The organism is Lactobacillus sp. PV012, assembly GCF_014522325.1.
In the GTDB taxonomy this organism is placed as follows: Bacteria; Bacillota; Bacilli; order Lactobacillales; family Lactobacillaceae; genus Lactobacillus.
In genome coordinates this window covers 699,735-725,058 of record NZ_CP041983.1, presented here as the reverse complement: position 1 = coordinate 725,058, position 25,324 = coordinate 699,735, and the positions used below count along the sequence as shown (strand labels likewise).

Here is a 25,324-nt window from a genome sequence, read left to right as displayed (position 1 = left end):
GACTTACTTTAAAAGACTTCTAATTCTTGAAGAACCTTTTTAGATTTTAAATTCAAGTCAAGATAATTTTGATAAATTCGATCAATTACGCCTTGAGTCTGTTTTTTTAAATATGGATCAATATTGATTTTCCCAATTCGTTTAATATCTACTAGCATTAAAGTGCGTAGTAAACTTACAAGCTTTGCTGGCAAATTCATTCTTTGCGAAACTTTTTCAAAATGGTCACTACAGATAATTCCTCCTAATTCTAAAGAATAATCAAATTTACCTTGTCTTTTATGACAAATAACACATTCTTCAAAATTTGGCTTTACTCCATAAGCTTCAAGTAACTGCAACTGCACTAATTGAGTAATAATTTGAGGATCTTTACCTAAATCAATTGCCTTTAAAGCTTCCAGAATTAATCCATAAAACTTTCCTACATTTTCATACTCAATAAAAGCATGGCTTATTAAGTCTAAAAGATAAGCAGCTGAGGCATTTTTTATCACATCAAGATATAAATTATCAAATTGATTAGTATTTTTAAAAGCTCTTAGATTACTTATTCCTTTAAAATTTGTATTAATTACGTAAGTTCCATAAGAAAAATTTAAGGTTGCACCACCCAATTTAGATTTATTTTTTAAAGCTCCTTTTACAATTACACTAATAATCCCATACTCTTTAGTAAGCATCTTTAATAAAACACTTGATTCTTGGTATCGTTTCCTTTTAAAAACAATTCCCTCAACTTCAACCAGTTGTTTTACCATTAGCGTAATTCCTTGGAATTATAACCAATTCTATTTAAAAATAGTGGATCTGAACGCCAATTTTTCTGGACTTTCACCCATAGACGTAAATTAACCTTTTCTCCTAATAAATTTTCAATTTCGTGACGAGCGGCTGTCCCAATCTTTTTCAACATTTGACCGCCTTTTCCAATAATAATTCCTTTTTGCCCATCACGTTCTACATAAATTGTAGCTTCCACTTGCAACTTACCATTTTCGTGATCCTTCATTCGATCTACTACAACAGCTGTTGCATGTGGTACTTCCTCTTTAGTTTGGCGTAAAACTTGTTCTCTAATTAATTCAGCCACAATAAAGTACTCCGGACGATCCGTTACTTGATCAGCAGGGTAAAATTGAGGACCTTCTGGAAGATATTTAGAAATAGTTCTTAATAATTCATCAACGTTATTTCCCTGACTTGCTGAAATTGGAACAATATCCGCAAAATCACCTAAGTGTTTATAAGAATCTAAAATTGGCAATAATTTATCAGGATGAACCGTATCAATCTTATTAATCACTAAAATAACTGGTTTTTTAACCTTAGTTAGCATTTCAGCAATATATTGGTCTCCCTTACCTGCGGGTTCAGGTTCCACCATAAATAAAACCACATCAACTTCATCTAGTGTTGAATAGCTTGATTTGTCCATGAAATCATCTAATTTATTTTTAGGTTTGTGAATTCCTGGAGTATCTATAAAAATAATTTGTTCATTTTCATCAGTATAAACTCCTGAAATCTTATTGCGAGTTGTTTGTGGTTGAGGGGACATAATTGCTACTTTTTGTCCTACAAGATAGTTTAATAATGTAGACTTCCCAACATTGGGACGGCCAATTAATGCGGCAAAGCCAGATTTAAAATTATTTTTTTCTACCATTTCTATTCTTCTTTCTTTGATTTTCAATGGAAAAACCACATTTTAAAAAATACGCTTTATCAATGGATCTGCTTTCCATGAGTTTCTTGATTTGGATAAAGGGGTAAGCCATAATCTTTTAAAACTTTTCCTTGAATGGAAAACATTTCTTCTGCTTCTTGATCTTCAATATGATCATATCCATTCAAGTGAAGATAACCATGTACAAGAGTATAGCCAATTTCACGATCAAACCCAGTTTCATAGTCAATGCTTTGTTTTTCAACTACTTCTGGACAAATAAATAAGTCGCCAATATCTTCAACAAAATTTGGATCTTCGCTTAAAAATTGGTTCATTATTTGCATTTCATCGTCATCTTCAATTGCAAAAGAAATTACATCTGTTGGACGATCCTTACCTCGATATTTTTTATTAATTTCATGGATTCTTTCACTATTTACAAAATTAATACTTATTTCTTGAGGATTTTCTTTTCCAATTGCGGCTTTAGCTGAATACAAAAGTTTCGCAATCCATTCTTTCCAATCTCTATTTCTTGTTTTTAAGAATCCTACTTCATCATTAAAGGAAATATCTAAATTATCCATTATTTAGTCTCTCCATTTTCATCGTAAGCTTTAACAATCTTAGCTACTACTGGGTGACGAACTACATCATTGAAAGTGAAGTTAATAAATTTAACTTGTTCAATATTAGCCAAAATGTGCTCTGCTTGGAGTAATCCACTCTTAGCTTTTCCAGGTAAGTCAATTTGAGTTTGATCTCCATTAACCACCATTTTTGAATTAAACCCTAGACGGGTCAAAAACATTTTCATCTGCGCTTGAGTAGTATTTTGAGCTTCATCTATAATTACAAAAGCATCATCCAAGGTTCTACCACGCATATATGCTAACGGAGCAACTTCAATTAAGCCGCGATCCATTAACCGATTAGTAGTTTCTACGCCTAAAATTGCAAAAAGTGAATCATAAATTGGGCGTAAATATGGATCAACTTTTTCTTTTAAATCACCTGGTAAAAATCCTAGTGATTCTCCTGCTTCAACTGCGGGACGCGTAAGAATTATTCGAGAAACTTCTCCCTTTTTAAAAGCGCTAATTGCCATTACTACTGCTAAAAATGTTTTTCCAGTCCCAGCAGGTCCAATTCCAAAAACAACATCATGTTTTTTGATAGCTTCAATATAACGTTTTTGACCCATATTTTTAACTCGTACTGGTCGGCCTTTGGCATCTTTAATCAAAACTTTGTTGTATAGTTCACCAAAAAATTCTAAAGTTCCTTTATCAGCCATCTTTACTGCACTTACTACATCTGTCGCAGTAATCGAAACACCTTTAGTTACGACTTTATCTAAAGCAGTTAAGATTGCCATCACCTTTTTAACTACATCATTTGGGCCCTTAACTTCAATTGCACTACCTGTATCATTAATAGTTACATCATAGGATTCTTCAATTAACCGTAAGTTACCATCATTAATTCCAACTAAATTCATAATATTATCTGGTTGGGTAGGTGTAAATGTTCCTTCTAATAAAGCTTGTTCCACTAAAAATCCTTCCTTTTTACACTAATTGAGTTTTTTACCAACAACTGCAGAAGCTTGACTACCATCAGCCTTACCTTTGATCTTTGGCATTAAAGCTTGCATTACCTTACCAAAATCTTTTTTCGAAGTTGCCCCAACTTCAGTAATTACTTCTGCCACAGTTGCTTCTAATTCCTCAGGAGTCATTTGTTTTGGCATATATTTTTCTAAAATTTTTATTTCATCTTTGGTTTGCTTAACTAAATCTTTACGCCCAGCTTTTTCAAACTCTTCTAAAGATTCTTTGCGTTGCTTCATTGCACTCGATAAAACACTTAATTCATCTTCAGCAGTTAAATCATGATTCACTTTAATCTTATAATTCATTAGGGCAGCCTTAATTGAACGAATGGTAGTTAAAGCCTCTTTATCCCTATTTTTCATTGCAGTTTTCATATCTTCCATTAAAGTATCAGTTAATGCCATAATCAATTCCTCCTAAAATTTTTCTATCTATATTTTAAGCTTTTTGTGAAAAAAAAGCTCTAGATAGACCTTAATCTATCAGAGCTTTTTTTTATTAATAATGTCTACGCTTACGTGCTGCTTCAGATTTTAACTTACGCTTAACACTAGGTTTTTCGTAAAATTCACGTTTGCGGTATTCTTGCAAGGTACCACTTCTAGAAACGGAACGTTTGAAACGACGAAGAGCATCATCAATAGACTCGTTTTCGTGAACGATTGTCTTGGCCATGTGTGATCCCTCCTTCCATTTCTTGACACAACTTAGTGTGTCACAACAATATATATAAATTATAGCTAACCGAACTTCAACGGTCAATACTAAAGATTCATTTTATTATAAAAAACTAAACAGGTTTTTGTTCAATAAATCTTCCGTAAACTTTCGAAACTTCTGTAGTGCTCATAAAAGCATAGGGGTCGTTTTTCTTAACAATATTATAAATATCATACATATCATAACGATCCACTATCATTAATAAGACAGTTTTTTCTGTGTGACTAAAACCACCTTCAGCATCATGCAAAATTGTAATACCGCGATGCATTCTCTCCTGAATTCCTTCGACGATATGCTTAGGGTGTTCCGTAACAATCAAAACCTGTAACTTTTGATGTTGAGTATAAACTGCATCAATCACACGACCATTTATAAAAATGTTTAGTGCAGTATATAAAGCTCTGTTCCACCCAAATACAAAACCTGCACAAATAACAATAATCAAGTTAAAAAAGATATTAATTTGGCCAAAACTTTTACCAGTTTTTTTACGTAGAATAATCCCTAGAACGTCTAAGCCACCAGTTGAAATTCCTGACTTAAGTGCTAATCCTGTTCCAATTCCGTTGATCACTCCACCAAAAATTGCACAAATTATTGGGTCATATGTTAATTTAACCGGTGAAATGAATTTCATTAAGATAGAAGCCAAGAGCACAGCCACTATCGTGAAAAGGGTGAACTTATGTCCAATTTTAAACCATCCTAAAATAAATAAAGGCACGTTCAAAACAAAATACATTATCGAAGTAGTTAAAGTAAAGGGTAAAAATCTTTCTGAAACTGACTGCAATACTTGTGCAAAACCAGTTACCCCAGAAGCATAGATCTTCCCAGGTGTCCAAAAAAAGTTCAAAGCTACAGCTACTGCTAGCGCATAAAACAAAGCCGCTGAAACTTTTGAAAGATAATTATGTCGCCTTGTCAATCTTTCCAATTGATCCATGAATTTTCCTCTTGCTATTTAATATATTACCTCTTCTTTTATAACACACCTTTCTTAAAACTTCACTACCTTTATTATTTTATTTGCCCCAATAATTTTTCTTGTACTGCTCTCTTCCACCCATCTCTTCAATTTGATAGCGAAGGGGATCTTTTTTATAAAAATCTTGATGGTAATCTTCAGCTGGATAAAAAGGTTCTGCCTTTTCAATTGCTACTACAATTGGCCGATCAAATTTATGAGATTCTTCTAATTCTTTGCGAGATGCCAAAGCCTCTTGTTTTTGTTTTTCATTTGTATAATAAATAACCGGCTCATATTGACTACCCCGATCTTGAAATTGACCCCCATCATCAGTAGGATCCACCACTTGCCAGTAAGCATCAAGCAATTTTTTATAAGATACTTTGCTTGGATCATAAGTAATTTCTACTGCTTCTTTGTGACCTGTTAGTCCACTACAAACTTGTTCATAGGTTGGATTCTCTACTACACCACCAGTGTAACCAGAAACAACACTTTTTACACCATCCCAATGATCGAAAGGTTCAACCATACACCAAAAGCATCCCCCAGCAAAAATTGCTTTTTCATATTTACTCATCTTCTCATCCTTCCTAATCTTTTACTTTACTAAGTTATAACATTGCTGATGACTTCAAGCCACTTATTTGCCTAATAAAAAGAACTAGTGATACGTCCTAATTTAGGATTCATATCAAACTAGTTCTTTTTATATTATTTATCCCAGTCAGTATTCTGGTCAGCTTGTTGTGCTGCTTCTTTTTCTAAACGTTCATTAGTTTCAGCGATACTATCATGATATTGCTTTTCAACTTCAATTCCAATATCTGCTAATTGTTGATCCGCAACTGGTGCTGGAGCATGCATCATTGGTTCTGAAGCAGATGCATTCTTAGGGAAGGCTGTAACATCACGAATATTATCCTTACCAGCAAGCATCATAGCAAAACGATCAAGTCCAATTGCAAGTCCTGCATGTGGTGGGAATCCCATATCTAATGCATTCAAAAGATAACCAAATTGTTCATAAGCACGTTTTTTGGTGAAGCCTAAAGCTTTAAGCATTTTTTCTTGAATTTCACGTTTGTGGATACGGATTGAGCCTCCACCAAGTTCATCACCATTTAAGACAATATCATATGAACGAGCATGGGCCTTATGAGGATCAGTATCAAGTAACTTAATTCCTTCATCATCAGGCATAGTGAATGGGTGGTGAGCTGCAATCCATCGACCAAATCCTTCATCATATTCGAATAATGGCCAATCAACTACCCATACAAAACTATAAGTATCTTCTGGAATAATTCCTGTTTCTTTAGCAAATTCACGACGTAAGTGGTCAAGGGAATCAGTCACTACTTTCCACTTGTCAGCGACAATCGCAACTAATTCTCCACCTTCAAGATTAAATTCTTTCTTTAAAGCTTCTTTATTTTCATCAGTTAAAAAGCGTGCAATTGGGCCTGAAAATTCGCCATCTTCATATTTTACCCATGCTAAACCTTTAGCATTATAACGTTTAATATAATCTTGCTTTTCTTCAATCTTCTTACGTGAATATTGCTTGGCACCATTCTTAACAGCAATGCCTTTCACTACTCCGCCATCAGCAATTGCTCCTGAAAATACTTTAAAGTCACTATCTTTAAAAATATCACTTAAATCATGAAGATACATTTCATAACGAGTATCCGGCTTATCTGAACCATACTTGTTCATTGCTTCATCCCAAGTAATACGCTTAATAGGAGTTTCAATATCAATTCCCTTAACGTCTTTCATTACCTTCTTGAGTAAACCTTCAGTGTAATCTTGAACACCTTGTTCATCTAAGAATGAGGTTTCCATATCGATCTGAGTAAATTCTGGTTGACGATCTCCACGTAAATCTTCATCACGGAAGCAACGAGCTAATTGATAATACTTATCAAATCCTGCCCCCATTAATAATTGCTTAAACAATTGAGGAGATTGAGGCAATGCATAAAAGCTACCTGGATAAATTCTTGAAGGAACCAAGTAATCACGTGCACCTTCTGGAGAAGATTTACCTAAAATAGGAGTTTCAATATCAATAAAGCCATTTTCATCAAAGTATTCATGTACTGCCTTTAAAATCTTAGCACGTGTAATAATAGCTTGTTGCAAATCTGGTCTTCTCAAATCAAGATAACGATACTTCAAACGAGTTTGTTCAGCAGCGTTGATATCATTTTTAATTTCAAAAGGTGGGACTTTTGATTTATTTAAAATATCAATTTCGCTAGCTTCAACTTCAACTTCTCCAGTTTTCATTTCTGGATTTTCACTAGCACGTTTTACAACTTTACCTTTTACTTCAATTACGTATTCACTACCTAATTTAGAAGCAATATCCATTAATTCTTTTCCGGAATCTTTATTTACAACAACTTGGACAATTCCTTCACGGTCTCTTAAATCAATAAAAACCAAATTTCCTAAATTACGTACACGTTGTACCCAACCATATAAAGTTACTTCTTGACCAATATATTTAGAAGTAATATTTCCTGCATAATCAGTTCTTTTTTCCATAGTTAACCCTCTAATTTATTTACTACATTTTCCATATCATTTAAATCATTTAAACTTAAATCAATTGTTTCACCATCAGCAAGGCGTTTAATGTTCAAAATACCATTTTCTAGTTCTTTGGCACCTAAAGTAATTACATATTTTGCATTTACTCGATTTGCTTTCTTAAATTGAGCCTTTAATTTCTTTTGGTCAACATCATATTGAGCACTATAACCTTGATTACGAATTGAGCGCACAATTTCTACTGCCTTTAATTCAGTTCCTTCTCCAATATTTGCAATAAAGAAATCTACTGCTGGGTTACCAAAAAGTTCAGGGTTTTGCTTTTGCAAGACAAGCATTAATCTTTCTTCCCCAATTCCAAAACCAACAGCTGGCGTTTGTGGTCCATCAAATTCTTCAACTAAGTGGTCATATCTTCCCCCACCTAAAATTGTGGTAGCAGATTCCCACAAAGTTGGATCTTCAACCATAAATTCAAAAATAATGCCAGTATAGTAATCTAATCCTCTTACTAAATCATCATCTAAGACATAGTCAATTCCTAATTGGGTTAAAGTTGAGGTGATTTTATTAAAGTTTTCACGTGATTCTTCATCTAAATAATCGACAATCTTAGGAGCATCCGGTAAAAATTCTTGGTCTTCTGCTGCCTTAGAATCTAAAATTCTTAAAGGATTCATTGTTAATCTTCTTTGAGAATCTTCAGAAAGCTTATCTTTTAAAGGAGTAAAGTAGTTTACTAAAGCGTCATGATAATCTTTTCTTACTTGAGCATTTCCTAAAGAATTAATATGTAATTCATAATTCTTTACGCCTAATTCAGCAAGTAAATCATGTCCTAAAACAATTGTTTCTACATCTGCTAAATAGCTATCTGAGCCAAAACTCTCAATTCCAATTTGATGGAATTGACGTTGACGTCCCGCTTGAGGACGTTCATAACGAAAAGTCGGATCAATATAAAAAACATTTAATGGTTTTACATGCTCTGGTCCGTATAACTTATTTTCTACATAAGCACGTACTACTCCAGCTGTTCCTTCTGGACGCAATGCAATATGACGATTTCCCTTATCATAAAAGTCATACATTTCTTTTTCAACAATATCTGAACTTTCACCACTTGAACGTGAAAATACTTCATAGTTTTCAAACATTGGTGTTCTCATTTCACGATAATGAGCTCGTGAAAAGAAATTGCGTGCAACATTTTCTACTCTTTCCCATTTATAAGAGTCATCTGGCAAAATATCAACTGTACCTTTAGGTCTTTGAACTTTCATTTAATCTTCCTTTTTTCTATAACAAAATAAAAGCACCCTTGAAAAACAAGGGCGCTTAAAATTAGCACGGTACCACCTTTAGGTTTCCTACGATTATCGCTCGCGAGACGCTTAATTATCTGTTAAAGGGGTCACAGATTATGATTCATCTGCTTTCTCACCAGCCAAGCAGTCTCTGAAACGAATCGTGCTAATCTTCAATCTTTGTCATCGATAATTCTTTGTTAAGCTTATTATTTTCTTTAAAAAAAGTCAATAATAAACGATAAATTTTTCTTAAATATCCAAAACAATTGTAAAAGGACCATCATTTTCTAAACTCACTTGCATATCGGCACCAAATTTACCAGTTTCTACTTGGAAACCAGCACTTTTTAGTTCTTCATTAAATAATTCCCATAATTCTTTTGACTTGGGTGGACGCATTGCTTGCATAAAACTTGGTCGATTTCCGTGTTTAGTATCTGCTAACAAAGTAAACTGACTTACACTCAAAATTTCACCATTTACATCTTTTAAAGATTTATTTGTTTTTCCTGATTCATCTTCAAAGATGCGCATTTTAGCTACTTTATTAGCTGCCTTTTTTACTTGTTCTTCAGTGTCTCCTTCCTTAAGACCCACTAATAACAAAAAGCCTCGTTTAATTTTTCCAACAGTTTCTCCATCAATAGCTACTTGTGCTTTATTAACTCTTTGAATTACAACTCTCATTAATTATTTGACCTCTTTGCTTCATAAACGTTTGGAATATCACGCATTCTTACTAAAATATCTTCCAAGTGAGCTGCATCACGCACTGAAACAGTTGCATAAATATGAGCCATATTATTGTTATCAACTTTTCCAGAAATATTAACGATATTTTGTGTTTTTGTATTTAATGCTGTAATTACATCGCTTAAGAGTTTGGAGCGATTATAACCATAGATTTCAATATCAGCATTATAACTTTCATTTTTATTGTTTTTAGCGATATTTTCCCATGCTACATCAATTAATCGCCCTGCTTGTCTAGCTTTTTCAGTTACATTTGGACAATCTGTGCGGTGAACTGTAACTCCACGACCCATAGTAACATATCCAATAATTGGATCACCTGGTACAGGATTGCAACATTTGGCTAAATGAAGCATTAAATCTGAAACACCTTGAACCATAACCCCATTATTATGTTTAAGGCGCATAACATTGTTAGGGCTTGGAGTTTCTTGATTAACACTTTGTTGCCCAGTATTCATTATTTTTTCTTCAAGCTCTTGCTTTTTCTTGTCTTCTTGAGCTTTGCGAACATCTTCTGTTAAACGATTAGCTAAGGTTAGGACAGAAACTTCCCCATAGCCAATGGCTCCAAAAAGATCGTCTTCATCTTTAGCATTGAAATGGTCAAATACTTTTGCTAAATGTTCTTTATCTAAAAAATCTTTCGCCAAAAAGCCCCGGTTTGTTAATTCTTCTTCAATTAGCTTCTTTCCCTTTTCAATATTTTCTTCACGATCTTGTGCTTTAAAAAAGCGTCTAATCTTGTTTTTAGCACGGGAAGTTTTTACCAAATTTACCCAATCACGTGATGGTTGAGCATTAGCTTGTGTTAGCATTTCAACAACATCACCAGTTTTTAGCTGATAATCAAGTGGGACAATTTTACCATTAATGCGGGCTCCTACTGAATGAGAACCCACTTCAGAGTGAATTAAATAGGCAAAGTCTAGTGGGCTTGATCCTTTAGGCAGTTCATAAACATCCCCTTTTGGCGTAAAGACATACACTCGATCAGAGAATAAATCAGTTTTTACACTCTTCATAAATTCTTCTGAATCAACTGTTTCATCTTTTAATTCCAAAATTTCTTGGAACATATTTAACTTTTTATTCACATCATTTTGTTCGGCTTCTTGTAAACCTTCTTTATAAGCCCAATGAGCAGCTACCCCAAATTCAGCAATTCGATGCATTTCTTCAGTTCTAATTTGAATTTCTAAAGGTTTACCACCTGGCCCAATAATTGTTGTATGCAGTGATTGATAACCATTAGCTTTTGGCACAGCAATATAATCTTTAAAACGGCCTGGAATTGGTTTCCATTTAGTATGAACTGCCCCTAAAACGGCATAACAATCTTTGATTGACTTTACAATTACTCTAACAGCTAATAGATCATAAATATCACTAAAATCTTTATGCTTATTAACCATCTTTTTATAGATTGAATAAATATGCTTAGGACGTCCTGAAATCTCATACTTGATTCCTAAATCATCAAGATTTTTCTCTAAGACAGAAATTGCATCCGCAATGTATTTTTCACGCTGACTTCTCTTTGATTGCATTAAATTAACAATGCGATAGTATTGTTGTGGGTTTAAATAATGCAAACTCATATCTTCAAGTTCCCACTTGACTGTCCCAATTCCTAAACGATCAGCTAAGGGAGCATAAATATCTAAAGTTTCATCAGCAATGCGACGTTGTTTATCAGGGCGCAAATGATCAAGTGTATGCATATTATGCAAACGATCGGCTAGTTTAACCATGATTACTCGCAAGTCTTTTGCCATAGCAATCATCATTTTACGATGGTTATCAGCTAAATATTCCTCATGACTACGAGACTTATAAGGAATTTTACTTAATTTGGTAACTCCATCAACAATAAATGCTACATCTTTCCCAAATTTTTCTTTAATTTCTTCATTAGTAACTGGAGTATCTTCCACAGTATCATGCAAATACCCAGCTGCTACTGTATCTGGATCTAAGCGTAAAGTTGCTAGCGTACCTGCTACTTGTGTTGGGTGAATAATATATGGTTGTCCAGAAGCTCGATATTGATTTTCATGAGCTGCTTTAGCAAATTGATAAGCCTTTTCAACAAACTCTAAGTGCTCCTTATTCATATATTTTTTACATTCTTCATAAACTTCTTCATGAGTCATTTCTTGATATTTTGACATTTAAATTCACCTCAATTTCTTTATTTTGGTTCATGATAAAAATCGTCTCGCCACAAACCAAATAATTCCATGCAAATATAAACCACACACAATAAGTAATTATAAGTAGCATAATGGATTGCTACTATAATTGCAAATACTATTGGAAAAAATAGCAACCACCACTTACTGGCTTTTCGTACAGCAATTAAATGACCAATTTCATAAGCTAATATACTATTAAAAATAAAAAAGATTAGCCCCATTCGCCAAACAACTGCTAAATGTACCAGTGGACTAATTATCCAAACTACCAATCCTAAAATTGTCAGCCAAATTACTGGCATAAAATTTTTTTGATTAAGTTTGCTGATAAAACTTTGTTTATCTTCTTTCATTCTTGACCTCTACTCTCATTAGTTTTCCTTGCGTGCAATTAAAAGTCCAATCCAACGTCCTTCACGCATCTTTAATTTAATCTCAAATCCATATTCATCCAGTAATTCTTCAATTTTAGGTAATTGTAAATAATCAATTCCAGAAAAAATTACCTTTCCTTTTTCAGCTAAATGGGTATCTAAATCTGGAATCAAGTCTACCAGTACTTCTGCTAAAATATTTGCTAGAATCAAATCAAACTTTTCATTAGTATCTTTTAATAAATTAGCTTTTCTAACTTTAATATTATCTAAATGGTTTAATTTAATATTTTCTCTTGCCGCTGTAACTGCTTCATCAGAAATATCAGTTGCTAAGACTTCTTTTGCACCAAGTTTACTAGCAGCAATTGCTAAGATTCCCGATCCTGTTCCAATATCCATTACTTTCATAGGTCTTATCAGTGACCTTTCTAGCGCCATTAGCACTAGTTGGGTTGTCGTGTGTCCACCAGTTCCAAAAGCTAAACCTGGATCTAGTCTAATAAGTTGTTGATCACTAAAAGCTGGTTGATAATCCTCCCATTCAGGAACAATGGCTAAATGACGAGAAAAATCAATTACATGATAAAATTTTTGCCAAGCTGTATTCCAATCTTGATCTGCTACATAGTTGGTTTCCAAAGAAATATTACCAGTCTGTAAACCATAACTTTTCATTTCTTCAATTTTAGCTGTAATTTTCTTAACTAACTCATCTTTATCTTCATCTGCTTCAAAATATGCAGTTAATTCCAAATCCTCTGGTAAATCAGCAATATCTTCTAATTCAACCAAAATTGATCGATCACGATTTTCTTGATCAATAAAATCACTGCGTTTACGTACTTCAATTCCTTTGGCTCCTAATTGTTCTTGTAAAAAATAAGTCAATCCATCTTCGATCTCATGACCTGCTTTAATTTTAATGGCTAATAATCTCATAAATAATTACTCCTTTTGACACTCAACCTTAACATCGTTATGATTATGATTGGGTGAAAATTATGTCGAAAAAAAATAAAAATAAAAAACTTAAAAAAACTTTAGTTGAAAAAATATTGGATCAGAAAAAAATTCCCTATGAACAAAAAACTTTTAAAACTGTTCAACAAGGGGATGTCCAACAAGTTGATACTTCCATTTTAGACGAAGACCGCAAATTGGTCTACAAAACATTAGTCTGTGAGGGAAATAAAGTTAGCCCAATTGTAGCTGTAATCCCGATCAATGATCACTTAAGTATGAAGAAACTTGCAAAAGCTAGTGGCAATAAGAAATGTGAATTATTGCCTTTAAAAAAATTAGTTCCTACAACTGGCTATGTCCATGGCGCTAATACACCAATTGGAATTTATGAACAACACCATTTTCCTATCTATCTTTCCGAGACTATGAAAGATCAGCCTCTTATTATTGTATCTAGTGGTGAAGTAGGTCGTAGTATTAAAATTAATCCTCAAGATTTACAAAAAATTACTGATGGTAAATTTGTAGACTTAGTTGAAAATTAGCTAGCTAAATCTATAAGTATATTTTCAAACAAAAAGAACGATGATTCTTTCATAAATCATCGTTCTTTTTATCCACTAGTTCAGTAAAAACTAATATTAATTTTGATCTTTTTGGTAGCTCATTACTGGGCGAGCATAGGTAAATCTACCACCCAAAAGAGTTTGTCCAAGTGATGGCCCAAGAGTACTGTAGTTAACACTATTACCGTTACCACCCATTTGAATAATTGGCGTAGCTAAACCTCGATAATTACCGGTTAAAATAGCAGCATGGCCATTACTATATAATCCGTTACCAACATTTACAATCATTACATCACCAGCTTTTGCCTTTGAAGCAGAAATTTTGGTGAAGTATTGGTGGTTAATTCGCGCATCGCTTTCCATAGTTGGGGTAGCAAAAGCTTTTTCTGGAACATTGTAGCCTGCTTGTTTCATGGCTATCCACACAAATCCTGAACAATCAGTGGTTCCTTTACGATTTGGGGATGCCCAATTACCAAAACCAAGGTGATTACCATAATGAAAGGCACCAAAAAGATTTTTAGCTTTACTTAAAAGTTTACTCTTCATTTTACTATCTTCGCGATGATAAATAGTAGTATCTTTTTGGTTGTTTTCTGCCACTTTCTTTAACCCTGAATCAGTTAAATTTCCTTGAGCATCACTATCGGTTTCATCTAAATCAGGCATTACTACTTTATTTTTATTCTTTTTCAAGTAGTCCGCAAAAGTTTGTAAATTACTTGTTCGAACAAACTTATTATTCCCGATTTGATAATATTTCTTTCCCTTAATTGTCTTAACATTATCGGCTGTTAAAGTAGTACCTACACGGTAAGTAGTTGATGTATATTTTTTTCCAGCTACTTTCTTATAAAGATTAACTTTCTTTAGCTTACTATTGTAAACAAAAGAATTATGTTTTACTACATAGTGATTATCTGCTGCATGAGCTGTAGTACTTACTCCTAATAGTCCTACACTGAAAGCGACACTTGCTACTAGCTTACTTAATTTTTTCATTTGAACACTCCTATAAAAAATACCAACCCTTTTAGTATAATCCAAAAATTGTTATTTTTTATAATTATTCCAAAATGAAATAATCTAACTTAATTATTCAACCTCTCTTTTTTCTTTACTTATACCTCTTCGTCTTAGCCATAGCCAATGCCCTAGCCAACAAACTGCTACAAATGGCACAGTATAGTACAAGGCAACTCTTTGACTTGAATCAAACCAAATCAAAATACAAGAAATCAAACTAGCAAAAAATGCAAAATATGGAACTACTGGATACCAAGGAGTACGGTATTTTAACTCACTAACTTTTTTACCAGCTTTTATATATTCCTTTCTGAACTTTAATTCACACCAAGCAATTGCCATCCATACAAATACTACTGCCAATCCCGAAATTGATACTAAAACTAAATATACTGTACTAGCAGCAACTTTACTTGAAATTAATGCTAATATACCGCCACACATACTTGCTAATAGCGCCACTACCGGAACACCAGCTTTATTTGTTTTAGCAAAAACAGCAGGCAAGGTCTTTTCATTTCCTAAAGACCAAAGCATTCTTGTTGAAGCATAGAGCCCTGAATTAGCAGCTGAAATAATCGCTGTCAATATTACAAAGTTCATAATATTAGCCGCAAAAGGCACATGAATCTCATCCAAAACATAAACAAATGGACTTTCTGTCACTCCGGCTACTTTATAAGGAATTAGAGCGGCCATTACAACAATGCTACCAATAAAAAATACCAATAGACGCCACAAAGTCGTTTTAATTGCTTGCGGGATTGCTTTATTAGGGTCTTTTGCTTCACCAGCTGTAACTCCAATTAACTCTGTTCCTGAAAAAGCAAAGTTAACAGTAAGCATAGTGGTAAATACACCACCCCAACCATTAGGAAACCAACCATTTTTATAAAAATTAACTAATCCTGGAGCTCCATGCTCACCTTTAACTGGTAATAAACCAATAATAGTCGCCCCACCTAAAATAATGAATCCTACAATTGCCAATACTTTGATGGCAGCTAGCCAAAATTCACTTTCTGCAAATCCCTTCACCGAAAAGAAATTACTTAAAAAAATAACAATCATACACACTAAACTCCAGATCCAAACGGGAGTATTAGGGAACCATTTTTGCATAATTAATCCAACTGCCGTAAATTCTGACCCTAATGCAATTGTCCAAGTTAACCAATACAGGATTGCTACCACAAATCCTGCAGAAGGACTAATAAACTTTTTAGCATACACATGAAACGCACCAGTATATGGCATCGCTACTGATAGTTCTCCCAAGCACAACATTACCGCAAAGACAATTAAGGCACCTACTCCATAAGCAAGTACTGTCCCTAAAGGGCCTGCTTCATGAATGGTATAGCCAGAACTTAAAAATAATCCTGTCCCAATTACCCCACCTAAAGAAATCATTTGAATGTGACGTGTGCTCATCTTTCTTTTTAAGTGTGTTTCATGTGCCATTTTATTTACCTTCTTTCCTTAAGTTGATTTAAAGTTTTACTAATTTGGCTAATTTCATTAGGGCCTGTAGTACAACAGCCTCCAATTATTCTGGCACCTTTTTCATACCATTTTTTAGTTAATTTTGAAAAATCAAAACTTTCTTTAACTTCTTCCCACTCTTTAATTTCAGGATTATAGCTTGATCCTTGATTAGGATAAACAATTAAAGGCTTACTAGTATTTTTATTCAAAACTTCTAAAGCTGGTGATACTAAGGTTGGAGCTACACAATTAACTCCCACCCCAAGAACTTGCTCATATTTATTAATGGTTTGGGCAACCTTAGCTAACAAAGTTCCGTCACTAATTGAAGTTTTATTTTTTAAGGTAAAACTTACATATACTGGAATCTTTGGTTCATTTTGTGCTAGCCAATCGAGTAAGGCCTCTACTTCACTTAATTTAGGTTGTGTTTCAATTGCAATGATATCCGGATGTTCAGATAGAATTAACTTTAATCTTGATAAATGAAAATCTAAGTATTCTTGCTTACTTAATTCATAATCTCCTCGATACTCATTTCCATCTGCCAAGTAAGCTCCATAAGGTCCTACTGTCCCTGCCACATAGTTATGAATACCAGTTTTCTTTTCATAATCATCTCTTGCTTTCTTAGCAATTTTAACTGCTTTTTTGATAAATTCACTGGCTTGTTCTTGACTGTAACCAGCCTTTACGAAAGCTGGAATATTTGCTTGATAAGTATCGGTAATAACAATATTGGCTCCTGCCTTAAAATAACTTAAGTGGGCTTGATAAACTTTTTCTTCTTGATCAATTAATGCAGCCGCTGTCCAAAGCTTACTATTTAAATCTGTTCCTTGTCTTTGCAACTCATCTGCCATTGCCCCATCAAGTACTAATCCTTTTTTAGCTTCTTCAAAAATTGTCATCATCATACCTCCTATTGCAAACAAAAAAGCACTCATCACATAAGGACGAGTGCTTCGTGTTACCACCTTAATTTATTATTTATTTACATAAATAACCTTCGTAAGTAGCTCTCCATTGAGAATTACCTTGCATTTTTAACGAATGCAACCCCGTAGTTAGCTAAAAATTCACTAACTCTGATGTCCAAGCCCATCTTCACTAATTCCCTTTACTTGACTCTCACCAGTCGTCAATTCTCTGTACTAAATTAAAATTAGTTACTCTGCTCTTCAAAATCTTTTAATTTATTTGTTAATAATTTTAATATAAATCATATTTTTGTCAAGATGATTTTAAGTCAATTTTGCTTAAATATACTATCAAAAAATGCCTATGGAAACTCCACAGGTATTATTCTATCCAGCATGACGCCAATGTTTATCTGTTAAAATTCTTGCCACAATTAATCCGAGTGGTAAGCAGAAAATAATCATTATTGCTTGCATTGCCCACCGTGCACCAATATTAATTGAAATAAATCCAAAATTAAACATTGCACGATACATATAAAGCCCTGGCACCATAATCACAATTGAAGGGATAGTAATTGCAATTCTTGGATAGCCTATTTTTTGATGAATGAAGGATGCTAGCATCCCTGCGATAAAAGCTCCAATAAATGCTGCAGCAGCTGCCGGCATATTTATCCATTGTACTAAACTCAAACGTAGTGTATTAGCAATTGCTCCAATTAGCCCAGCAGCTGTCGCCATTTGAATTTTTGAATTAAACATAATTGAAAAGCCAAAAACTCCACAAAAGCTAGCAATCAAACGTAAGATAGTTAAAGTTACTGCTCCTAAATTAAGAGGTAAAAAATCTTGTGGGTGTACATTTAAAATCATCGCTACACCCCAACCTACACTAGTTGCAATTAAAATAATCATTAATGCATATGCCATTCTCTCTAAACCAGACCGCATATCTAATTTGGACATATCAAGTCCCGAAGTAATAAAAGGAAAGCCTGGAATCACAAATAGCATCGCTCCAATATAACCATCAAGTAAGTGTTTACTTAAAGGAATAAAAAGACGAAGTAGATAAAATGCTCCTACATACACACAGGAAGCAACAGTAACAGCTACAATAATATTTGCCACAATCGTTAAGCGACGGTCAATCATCTTTCGTCGAACATAATTTCCAACTCCAGCGCCTAAAAATGCACAAATTACTTCAACTATTCCTCCGCCTAAAAGAAAGGTAAATCCTCCACAAGCTAGAGCAGCTGCCAATCCTACTTGCCAAGGAGTATATTGAGCTTTCATTCGAGAAATTTTAGTTAATCGCTGATGAATCTCACCAATTGTCCAATTGCCATCATCGTTTTCAAATTCATACACAAACTTCGACATATAGTGAAGTTTTGTGGTGTTAACACCTGTTGAAGGTAAACTTAAGGCTTGGGTATAGCTCTTTCCATCTCTATCAACACAAGTATACTCTAAAGACACTAAACCAATATCCGCACTACAAGTCATATTCAGCTTTCTAGCTACTGTATTCATTGCAGTTCTAACACGCCAAGCACCAGTTCCATAAGATAAAAACATCATTCCAATATGACCAACAATTACTGCGCGTTCAGATAAAGTTGCATCCTTTGCAGCTGTCTGGTTATCACTAGTAAAAAATTCTTTCCAGCGAATTCTCATATGATGGTGATGGGACAACCTTTCCTGTGGTTTTAATCGCTTTCGCTGCTCATCTTCTTTTTTTGTCATTTTCTCACATTCCTAAAATTTGTTTTACTTAATAAATTTTATCACAAAAAAAGAGCTGTACTCTGAAAAGTTCAGCTCTCTTAAATTATTTAGCTTGAATAGTTTGGGCAATCTGCTTTCCAGCTTCTCGACCAAAAACTATAGTTTCAGCAATTGAATTACCACCAATACGATTATTACCATGTAGTCCTCCTGCTACCTCTCCTGCAGCATAAAGACCTGGAATTAAATTACCATTAGTATCATAAACGCGTGTATGTTCATCTACATGAATACCACCCATCGTATAGTGAATAGCTGGAGCAATATGAATAGCAAAAAATGGTCCTTTATCAAGCTCACGTTCCATTCCAGTAGTACGGTGAAATTCATTATCATTTTTAGATACAACCGCTTGATTCCATTTTGCCACTGTTTGCTTCAAAGTCTCTTGATCGACATTAATTTCTTGGGCTAACTTCGCTAAAGTATCACCCTTTTTGACCAAGCCAATTGAATCATAAAATTCAATTGCTCTTACACGCTCCCGAACTCCTTGATCAAAAATCAAATAAGCGTGTTTAGTAGCAGTCTGATTAATTGCTTCAGAAACAAGCTTGCGTGTAGCTAATTCATTAACAAATCTTTTTCCTGCTTGATCAACCAAAATTGCGCCTTCACCACGGACAGCTTCCCCAATTAAATATGCGCGCTCAGTATCTTGTTGGACTGTTGGATGAACTTGCACCAATTCTAATTGCTCAAGTTGCGCACCAATTTTATCTGCTAATTTCAAACCGTCGCCAGTTGCTCCTGCTTGATTAGTTGTAGCATAATCCTTAAGATCAGGACGATATTTGGCCATTAAGTCTTTAGAAGCTCCAAAACCACCTGTTGCAAGTAAAACTGCTTGACTAGTAATTTCTTTTTCTCCGTTTACTTCCACCCCAAAAACTTTACCTTGATCATCTTGCAATAGTTTTGTTACTTTTGCTTTATTAATAATCGGAATATTTCTCTTAGCAGCTTCCTTTAAAAGGCCAGTTACTAAAAATGCGCCAATTGGTGCCATGGTAGTTGGACGGTGAGTACGTCTTTTACTCATTCCACCAGCAATTGTCAAATCATCAACATGAATACCCAAATCTGCTAGCCAAGAAATTGCTAAAGGTGCATGATCAACAAAAAAGCGTAACATTTGACGATCATTCATAAACCCACCGGCTTTTAAAGTTTCTTGATAAAAAGTTTCAATTGAGTCATTAACTCCTAAACGCGACTGCACTACTGTTTCTGCAGCATTCATCCCTGAACTTGCCTTAGTAGTATTACCACCTAATTTTTCATTTTTTTCTAAAATTACTGGCTTTAAACCATATTGATGAGCTTGAATTGCAGCAGCAAGGCCAGTACCACCAGAGCCAATAATTACTACATCATAATTATCTTGACTATCTTTAAGCTCTTGAGGTGTAAAAATAAACTTTTCCATTTTATTTCCTCACTTTAATCATTAATTGGCTTTGTTTGCGTAGCCTTAGTCATTTGTAAGGGATCAATCCACTTATCATATTGACTTTCAGTAACTTTTCCACTCTTTAACGCCGCTTGACGTAAAGTCAATCCTTCCTTATCAGCAAGTTGGGCAATTTCTGCAGCAGCATGATAACCAATATGGGGAGATAAAGCAGTCACTGTCATTAACGAATTATCAATGTCTTTTTGCATTTGCTTTTTGTTAATCTTCATTCCATAGATCATTTTGTCAGCAAAAGCTACAGTAGTTTCTGATAAAATTTCTGCTGATTCCAAAAAGGCAGCAATCATTACTGGTTTATAGACATTCATTTCAAAATTACCTTGTGACGCAGCAACAGTTATTGTAGTATCATTTCCAAATACTCTTACAGCAGCCATGGTCACTGCCTCTGCTTGAGTTGGATTAACCTTACCTGGCATAATAGATGAACCTGGCTCGTTTGCTGGTAGTTCCAATTCTCCTAAACCAGCTCTTGGGCCTGAACCTAAGAAACGAATATCTTGTGCAATTTTAAATAGATCAGCAGCAATTGTCTTAATTGCTCCATGGACAACATCTAAACCAGAATGGTTGGCAAGTCCAAAAAATTTATTAGTTTCTACTTTAAATCTATGTCCATATTCTTTAGACAAAGTTTCAGCTATGCTTTCTGCCATACCGTCAGCTGCGTTTAAGCCTGTTCCAACAGCAGTGCCTCCAATTGGTAATTCATCTAAAGTTGGTTCTAACTTCTTAAGATAATCTAATCCATGATTTAAAGCAGAAATATATCCTGAAATTTCTTGACCAAAAGTTAAAGGCACTGCATCTTGCAAGTGAGTACGACCTACTTTAACTGTTGTCCAATACTCTTTTTCTTTAATTAACAATTCATCTACTAAGTGTGAAATTGACTTTTTTAAGGTATCTACTGCACCAACTGCTACTAAGTTCATTGCGGTTGGGAAAGTATCATTTGAAGATTGACCCATATTTACATCATCATTAGGTAAAATATCAAGTCCAGGATTATTTTTATTTGCTAAATTAGCAACAACTTCATTAACATTCATGTTAGTTTGTGTGCCTGAACCCGTTTGATAAATATGAAGAGGAAAATCTACCCGTAACTTTTCATCATCTAAACTTAATAATTGATTAATAGCATCTACAATCGCTTGACCTTTTTGAGCAGTTTGCTTGCCCATCTTCATATTAGCTAAGGCTGCTGCTTTTTTTATGTGAAGTAGTGCACGAATAATTGCTATTGGCATTAAAGCGCCTGCATGGAAATTATTTTTACTACGTTGAGTTTGCGGACCCCAAAGTGCATCCTTAGGAATTTTAACTGGTCCTAATGTATCACTTTCAATACGATAATTATTTTCTACCATTTTAATGCCCTTTCTAATCATTTTTCTAAAGTGATAATACCATAATTAATTACTTGTGAAAAGCATCTCAAGCTCAAAATAAAAAGACCTTTCGGTCTTTAGTTAGTGTATACTTCTTTCTTTAAAACTCCTACATATGGTAAGTTACGATACATTCCACTGTAGTCTAAGCCATATCCCACTAAATATTCATCGGGTGCACTGTAGCCAATATAATCTCCCTTTAAGGCTACTTCACGACTCTCAGGCTTGTCTAACATGGCACAAATTTCCACAGTTTTTGCCCCTCTTTTTAATAAAAGCTCTTTTACTGCTTTTAAGGTATGACCTGTATCAATAATATCTTCGAATAGTATTACGCGACGACCTTTGACATCAGTTAATACATCATGAATAATCTTCACATCCCCAGTTGAATGAGCGCCAACATAACTTGATGCTTTCATTACATCTACATTTAATTTGAAATTTAGACGCTTTAACATATCCCCCGTAAAAATCATTGCTCCCGTCATTACAGAGATAATTAATGGAAAATCTCTCTTATATTCTGCTGTTAGCTCCTGTGCTAATTCATCCATCCGTTTATTTAATTGGTCTTGAGTATATAGTACTTTTTCAATATCGTTATTCATTTGTTTTTCCTTTTAAAATCATTAACGATAAGATTTTAACATATTTTAGACACAAATTTAACAAAAAAAGCATTTTTAATGTGTTTTTTGTTAACTATTTTAAATATTTTAAAAATAAATATTCGTGTTTTGTTAAAAACATTTTTCAATATCGATATAGAAATTTATAAAAAATCGCATTCGATTGAAAACCGAAATGCGACTTAAAGGGAAGTTTATTAACGTTCTTGGTGATTTAATTTTTTAGCTAAGAAATCACCCACCACTTGAATTATCAATACTAACAATAATACTAGTAAGGTAGCTACTAAAGTAACATCATTATTGAATCGGTTATATCCGTATGAAATAGCAGTATTACCCAAACCACCTGCTCCAACAGCACCAGCCATTGCAGTTAACCCAATTAAACTAATTAAAGTTACTGTTGAAACTCGAACTAATTCTGAACGACTTTCTTGTAAATATACATCAAAAATAATATCACTTGTTGAAGCACCTAAAGCCTGAGCTGCTTCAATTTTTCCAGAATCAACACTTTCAAGTGCTACTTGTACTTGACGCGCAAAGAATGGGAAAACTCCTAAAGTTAAAGGCACTAAGGCTGCTTTCATTCCAATTTGAGTTCCAACAATTTTCTGAGTAACAGGTGCTACAAAAGCTAATAAGATAATAAATGGCACAGCTCTAAAAATAGAAACTATCTTATCGACAATATTATAAGCAACTTTGTTAGCTAAAATACCATTTGGTTTAGTTAGGATTAACAATAAGCCAAAAATTATTCCCAAGATTCCTCCAAAGATTGCAGCCCAAAAGGTCATAAATAAAGTTTGAAAGATGGCAGTACCCCAGCCTGCATCCCCACCCCAGCCCAGGGCAATTACATTAGGTAAATATTTTTCAAAAAAACTAACCATTAGTCAACACATCCTTATCTAACTTAGTTACTACTACATTTTTACTTTCCAAGAATTTAATTGCTTCTTCTTGCTTTGCTTTATCTAATTTTAAGAGAATTGCCAATGTTCCAATTGGTTGTCCACTTAACACTTCTACATTTCCATAAAGAATGCTTGCCTTAGTATCTAAAGCTACATCTAAATCCGCAACAACTGACTTTGTAACATCATTAATGTTATAGACTAATTGGAAAAGTTGTTCATTGTCTTCTAAATTACTAAAGTGGTAAGTTTCTAAGATATGTTGAACCTCCAAAGCTCCTCCAACAAATTGACGCGTAAGCTCCTTCTTTGGATGTAAAAATACTTCCCTTAAGTTTCCTTTTTCAACTATTTTTCCCTTTTCCATGATGGCAATTTTATTAGCCACTCTTTTTACTGCATCCATTTCGTGAGTAATCAAAACTACAGTTAATTGTAATTTTTTATTTAATTCGTATAATAAATCTAAAATTTGATTCGTAGTCTTTGGATCAAGTGCACTAGTGGCTTCATCTGAAATTAAAATATCTGGATCATTAGCTAAAGCTCTAGCAATTGCAACACGTTGTTGCTGCCCACCTGAAAGTTGAGCAGGATAATAATTAGCTCTATCTTTTAATCCAACTAAATCTAATAAGTGCAGGCATTTTTCTTCAAGTTCTTGATCAGATAACTTAGCATGCTTTAAAGCAAAGGCCACATTTTCTAAAACTGTTTCCTCATTTAAAAGATTAAAGTGTTGGAAGATCATTCCTATCTTTCTTCTTTTAACTTGAAGTTCTTTTTTACTTACTTCAACTTTTTTATCTGCAAATAAAGTTGTTCCATTTACTTCAATTGTACCTGAGGTAGGAAGTTGCAGAAGATTTATTGTCCTAACTAAAGTAGACTTACCTGCTCCTGAAAAGCCAATTACTCCGTAAATATCACCTTTATCTATTCTTAAGCTAACATCATTAACTGCCTTATTTTTACCAAATTCTACAGTAATATTTTTTAGATCAATTTGTACACTCATCAAATTTCCCCCTTACTTTGTATCCCACGCTGAGACTTCAGTGCTACCATAATATTTCTTAATAAGTTTTTTCGTTTTTTCTGTTTGGTAAGCCTTCACTAATTCCTTATAGATCTTTTTATTTTTATTAGCTTTAGCTGCTACCAAAATATTAATCCATTGCTCTGAATCTTTATTGATTGGCTCTACATAAATTGTTTCTTTATCAGTTAACTTAGCTGGTCTTGCATAAGTATTATTTACTACACTTGCATCAACATCTTCTAAGACACGGGCTGTTTGATCCGCTGAAACTTCTTTAATTTTTAAATGCTTTGGATTTGAAGTAATATCTGCAATTGTTGCTAGAGTATTACCATCCTTTAATTTAATTAAACCTGCATTTTTTAAAAGGTAGAGTGCTCTTGATTCATTAGAAGCATCATTTGGTATGGCAATTGTTGCCCCATCTGGAATTTCTTTAATACTGCTATACTTCTTTGAATATAACCGAATTGGAGCTATATAAGTTTTACCTACCGCAACCAAATCTCCCTTATTCGCCTTATTCCAAGCTTTCAAAAAAGCATAGTGTTGGAAAGCATTAAGATCAATATCTCCATTAGCTAATGCCTTATTGGGTTGATTATAATCAGTAAAATTCTTAATTTTAATATTAATCCCATATTCTTCTTTAGCATCTTCTGCCACACTCTTCCAAATCGCTGCATCTTCTTTAGTCTGACTAACTACTCCTACGACAATTTGTTTATCATCTGGCTTAGCTGAGCTAGTTGGTCCAAAACTAAACCAACCCGCTACTACAATTAACACCGCTACTAGCGTCCAAATTATCCTATTCCGTACTCTTTTTTTATGCATATTTTTTCCTCCCCAAACAAAAAAGCACTCGCCCTCAAAAGGACGAATGCTTCGCGTTACCACCTT

25 protein-coding genes and 1 other annotated feature are annotated in these 25,324 nt (G+C 34.0%); of the genes, 1 reads left to right on the top strand and 24 read right to left on the bottom strand.

The genetic code is table 11. From position 1 onward, the window contains the following. Positions 1–8: 8 nt before the first annotated feature. The 14 genes from recO to prmA all read right to left on the bottom strand — a co-directional run bounded on the left by recO (position 9) and on the right by prmA (position 13,123). On the bottom strand, positions 9–761 hold the full coding sequence (recO, locus tag FP433_RS03640; protein ID WP_265487191.1) for a DNA repair protein RecO: 753 nt from the start codon (positions 759–761) through the stop codon (positions 9–11). Beyond that, a complete protein-coding gene (gene era / locus FP433_RS03635) occupies positions 761–1,669 on the bottom strand; it encodes a GTPase Era (protein WP_265484610.1) in 909 nt (302 codons plus the stop codon). The genes recO and era overlap by 1 nt, the downstream gene beginning before the upstream one ends. 59 nt (positions 1,670–1,728) lie before the next feature. Next, positions 1,729–2,259, bottom strand: a complete 531-nt coding sequence (ybeY, locus tag FP433_RS03630; RefSeq protein WP_265487189.1) for an rRNA maturation RNase YbeY — start codon at positions 2,257–2,259, stop codon at positions 1,729–1,731. Beyond that, positions 2,259–3,173, bottom strand: coding sequence for a PhoH family protein (locus FP433_RS03625; RefSeq protein ID WP_265487245.1), 915 nt, complete (start codon positions 3,171–3,173; stop codon positions 2,259–2,261). The genes ybeY and FP433_RS03625 overlap by 1 nt, the downstream gene beginning before the upstream one ends. Positions 3,174–3,248: 75 nt before the next feature. After that, positions 3,249–3,692: a GatB/YqeY domain-containing protein gene (locus FP433_RS03620; protein WP_265484612.1), complete on the bottom strand. Its 444-nt coding sequence runs from the start codon at positions 3,690–3,692 to the stop codon at positions 3,249–3,251. A 94-nt stretch (positions 3,693–3,786) separates the two neighbouring features. Continuing rightward, on the bottom strand, positions 3,787–3,963 hold the full coding sequence (gene rpsU, locus FP433_RS03615) for a 30S ribosomal protein S21 (RefSeq protein WP_003647180.1): 177 nt from the start codon (positions 3,961–3,963) through the stop codon (positions 3,787–3,789). 115 nt (positions 3,964–4,078) lie between these two features. Beyond that, entirely contained in the window at positions 4,079–4,957 is an 879-nt protein-coding gene (locus FP433_RS03610) for a YitT family protein (RefSeq protein WP_265482861.1), read from the bottom strand. A 79-nt stretch (positions 4,958–5,036) separates the two neighbouring features. Then, positions 5,037–5,561, bottom strand: a complete 525-nt coding sequence (gene msrA / locus FP433_RS03605) for a peptide-methionine (S)-S-oxide reductase MsrA (protein WP_265482862.1) — start codon at positions 5,559–5,561, stop codon at positions 5,037–5,039. A 134-nt stretch (positions 5,562–5,695) separates the two neighbouring features. Further along, positions 5,696–7,540 carry an aspartate--tRNA ligase gene (gene aspS, locus FP433_RS03600; protein WP_265487186.1) on the bottom strand — a complete coding sequence of 615 codons (1,845 nt, stop codon included), beginning with the start codon at positions 7,538–7,540 and terminating at the stop codon, positions 5,696–5,698. Between the two features lie 2 nt (positions 7,541–7,542). Then, the gene (hisS, locus tag FP433_RS03595) at positions 7,543–8,829 is read right to left on the bottom strand and encodes a histidine--tRNA ligase (protein ID WP_265487184.1); all 1,287 of its coding nucleotides are present in this window, start codon (positions 8,827–8,829) and stop codon (positions 7,543–7,545) included. 276 nt (positions 8,830–9,105) lie between these two features. Continuing rightward, positions 9,106–9,543, bottom strand: coding sequence for a D-aminoacyl-tRNA deacylase (gene dtd, locus FP433_RS03590; RefSeq protein WP_265482865.1), 438 nt, complete (start codon positions 9,541–9,543; stop codon positions 9,106–9,108). Then, on the bottom strand, positions 9,543–11,783 hold the full coding sequence (locus tag FP433_RS03585) for a RelA/SpoT family protein (RefSeq protein ID WP_265487182.1): 2,241 nt from the start codon (positions 11,781–11,783) through the stop codon (positions 9,543–9,545). The genes dtd and FP433_RS03585 overlap by 1 nt, the downstream gene beginning before the upstream one ends. 20 nt (positions 11,784–11,803) lie before the next feature. Beyond that, positions 11,804–12,160 (bottom strand): hypothetical protein, encoded by a 357-nt coding sequence (locus FP433_RS03580; RefSeq protein WP_265487180.1) that lies wholly within the window; start codon positions 12,158–12,160, stop codon positions 11,804–11,806. Positions 12,161–12,178: 18 nt separating this feature from the next. After that, the gene (prmA, locus tag FP433_RS03575) at positions 12,179–13,123 is read right to left on the bottom strand and encodes a 50S ribosomal protein L11 methyltransferase (protein ID WP_265487178.1); all 945 of its coding nucleotides are present in this window, start codon (positions 13,121–13,123) and stop codon (positions 12,179–12,181) included. A 62-nt stretch (positions 13,124–13,185) separates the two neighbouring features. Here prmA and ybaK point away from each other — a divergent pair, with 62 nt between their 5' ends. After that, positions 13,186–13,692 (top strand): Cys-tRNA(Pro) deacylase, encoded by a 507-nt coding sequence (gene ybaK / locus FP433_RS03570; protein WP_265487176.1) that lies wholly within the window; start codon positions 13,186–13,188, stop codon positions 13,690–13,692. Between the two features lie 96 nt (positions 13,693–13,788). Here the strand turns inward: ybaK and FP433_RS03565 are convergent, their stop codons facing one another. The 10 genes from FP433_RS03565 to FP433_RS03520 form a co-directional block, all read right to left on the bottom strand. Beyond that, positions 13,789–14,718, bottom strand: coding sequence for an NlpC/P60 family protein (locus tag FP433_RS03565; protein WP_265487174.1), 930 nt, complete (start codon positions 14,716–14,718; stop codon positions 13,789–13,791). A 93-nt stretch (positions 14,719–14,811) separates the two neighbouring features. Continuing rightward, positions 14,812–16,206 carry an amino acid permease gene (locus FP433_RS03560; protein WP_265487172.1) on the bottom strand — a complete coding sequence of 465 codons (1,395 nt, stop codon included), beginning with the start codon at positions 16,204–16,206 and terminating at the stop codon, positions 14,812–14,814. Between the two features lie 5 nt (positions 16,207–16,211). Then, entirely contained in the window at positions 16,212–17,144 is a 933-nt protein-coding gene (mmuM, locus tag FP433_RS03555; protein WP_265487170.1) for a homocysteine S-methyltransferase, read from the bottom strand. A 35-nt stretch (positions 17,145–17,179) separates the two neighbouring features. Beyond that, positions 17,180–17,425 (bottom strand) — a binding site (T-box leader). Positions 17,426–17,537: 112 nt separating this feature from the next. Next, the gene (locus FP433_RS03550; RefSeq protein ID WP_265487168.1) at positions 17,538–18,908 is read right to left on the bottom strand and encodes a threonine/serine ThrE exporter family protein; all 1,371 of its coding nucleotides are present in this window, start codon (positions 18,906–18,908) and stop codon (positions 17,538–17,540) included. A gap of 85 nt (positions 18,909–18,993) precedes the next feature. Continuing rightward, positions 18,994–20,379: a flavocytochrome c gene (locus tag FP433_RS03545; protein WP_265482873.1), complete on the bottom strand. Its 1,386-nt coding sequence runs from the start codon at positions 20,377–20,379 to the stop codon at positions 18,994–18,996. A 14-nt stretch (positions 20,380–20,393) separates the two neighbouring features. Next, positions 20,394–21,800 (bottom strand): class II fumarate hydratase, encoded by a 1,407-nt coding sequence (locus tag FP433_RS03540; RefSeq protein WP_265487166.1) that lies wholly within the window; start codon positions 21,798–21,800, stop codon positions 20,394–20,396. Positions 21,801–21,898: 98 nt separating this feature from the next. Then, a complete protein-coding gene (hpt, locus tag FP433_RS03535) occupies positions 21,899–22,435 on the bottom strand; it encodes a hypoxanthine phosphoribosyltransferase (RefSeq protein WP_265482875.1) in 537 nt (178 codons plus the stop codon). A gap of 218 nt (positions 22,436–22,653) precedes the next feature. Further along, a complete protein-coding gene (locus tag FP433_RS03530) occupies positions 22,654–23,355 on the bottom strand; it encodes a methionine ABC transporter permease (RefSeq protein WP_265482876.1) in 702 nt (233 codons plus the stop codon). Beyond that, the gene (locus tag FP433_RS03525) at positions 23,348–24,397 is read right to left on the bottom strand and encodes a methionine ABC transporter ATP-binding protein (RefSeq protein ID WP_265482877.1); all 1,050 of its coding nucleotides are present in this window, start codon (positions 24,395–24,397) and stop codon (positions 23,348–23,350) included. Before FP433_RS03525 ends, FP433_RS03530 begins: the two co-directional genes overlap by 8 nt. 12 nt (positions 24,398–24,409) lie before the next feature. Continuing rightward, entirely contained in the window at positions 24,410–25,258 is an 849-nt protein-coding gene (locus tag FP433_RS03520) for a MetQ/NlpA family ABC transporter substrate-binding protein (RefSeq protein WP_265487165.1), read from the bottom strand. Positions 25,259–25,324 lie beyond the last annotated feature (66 nt).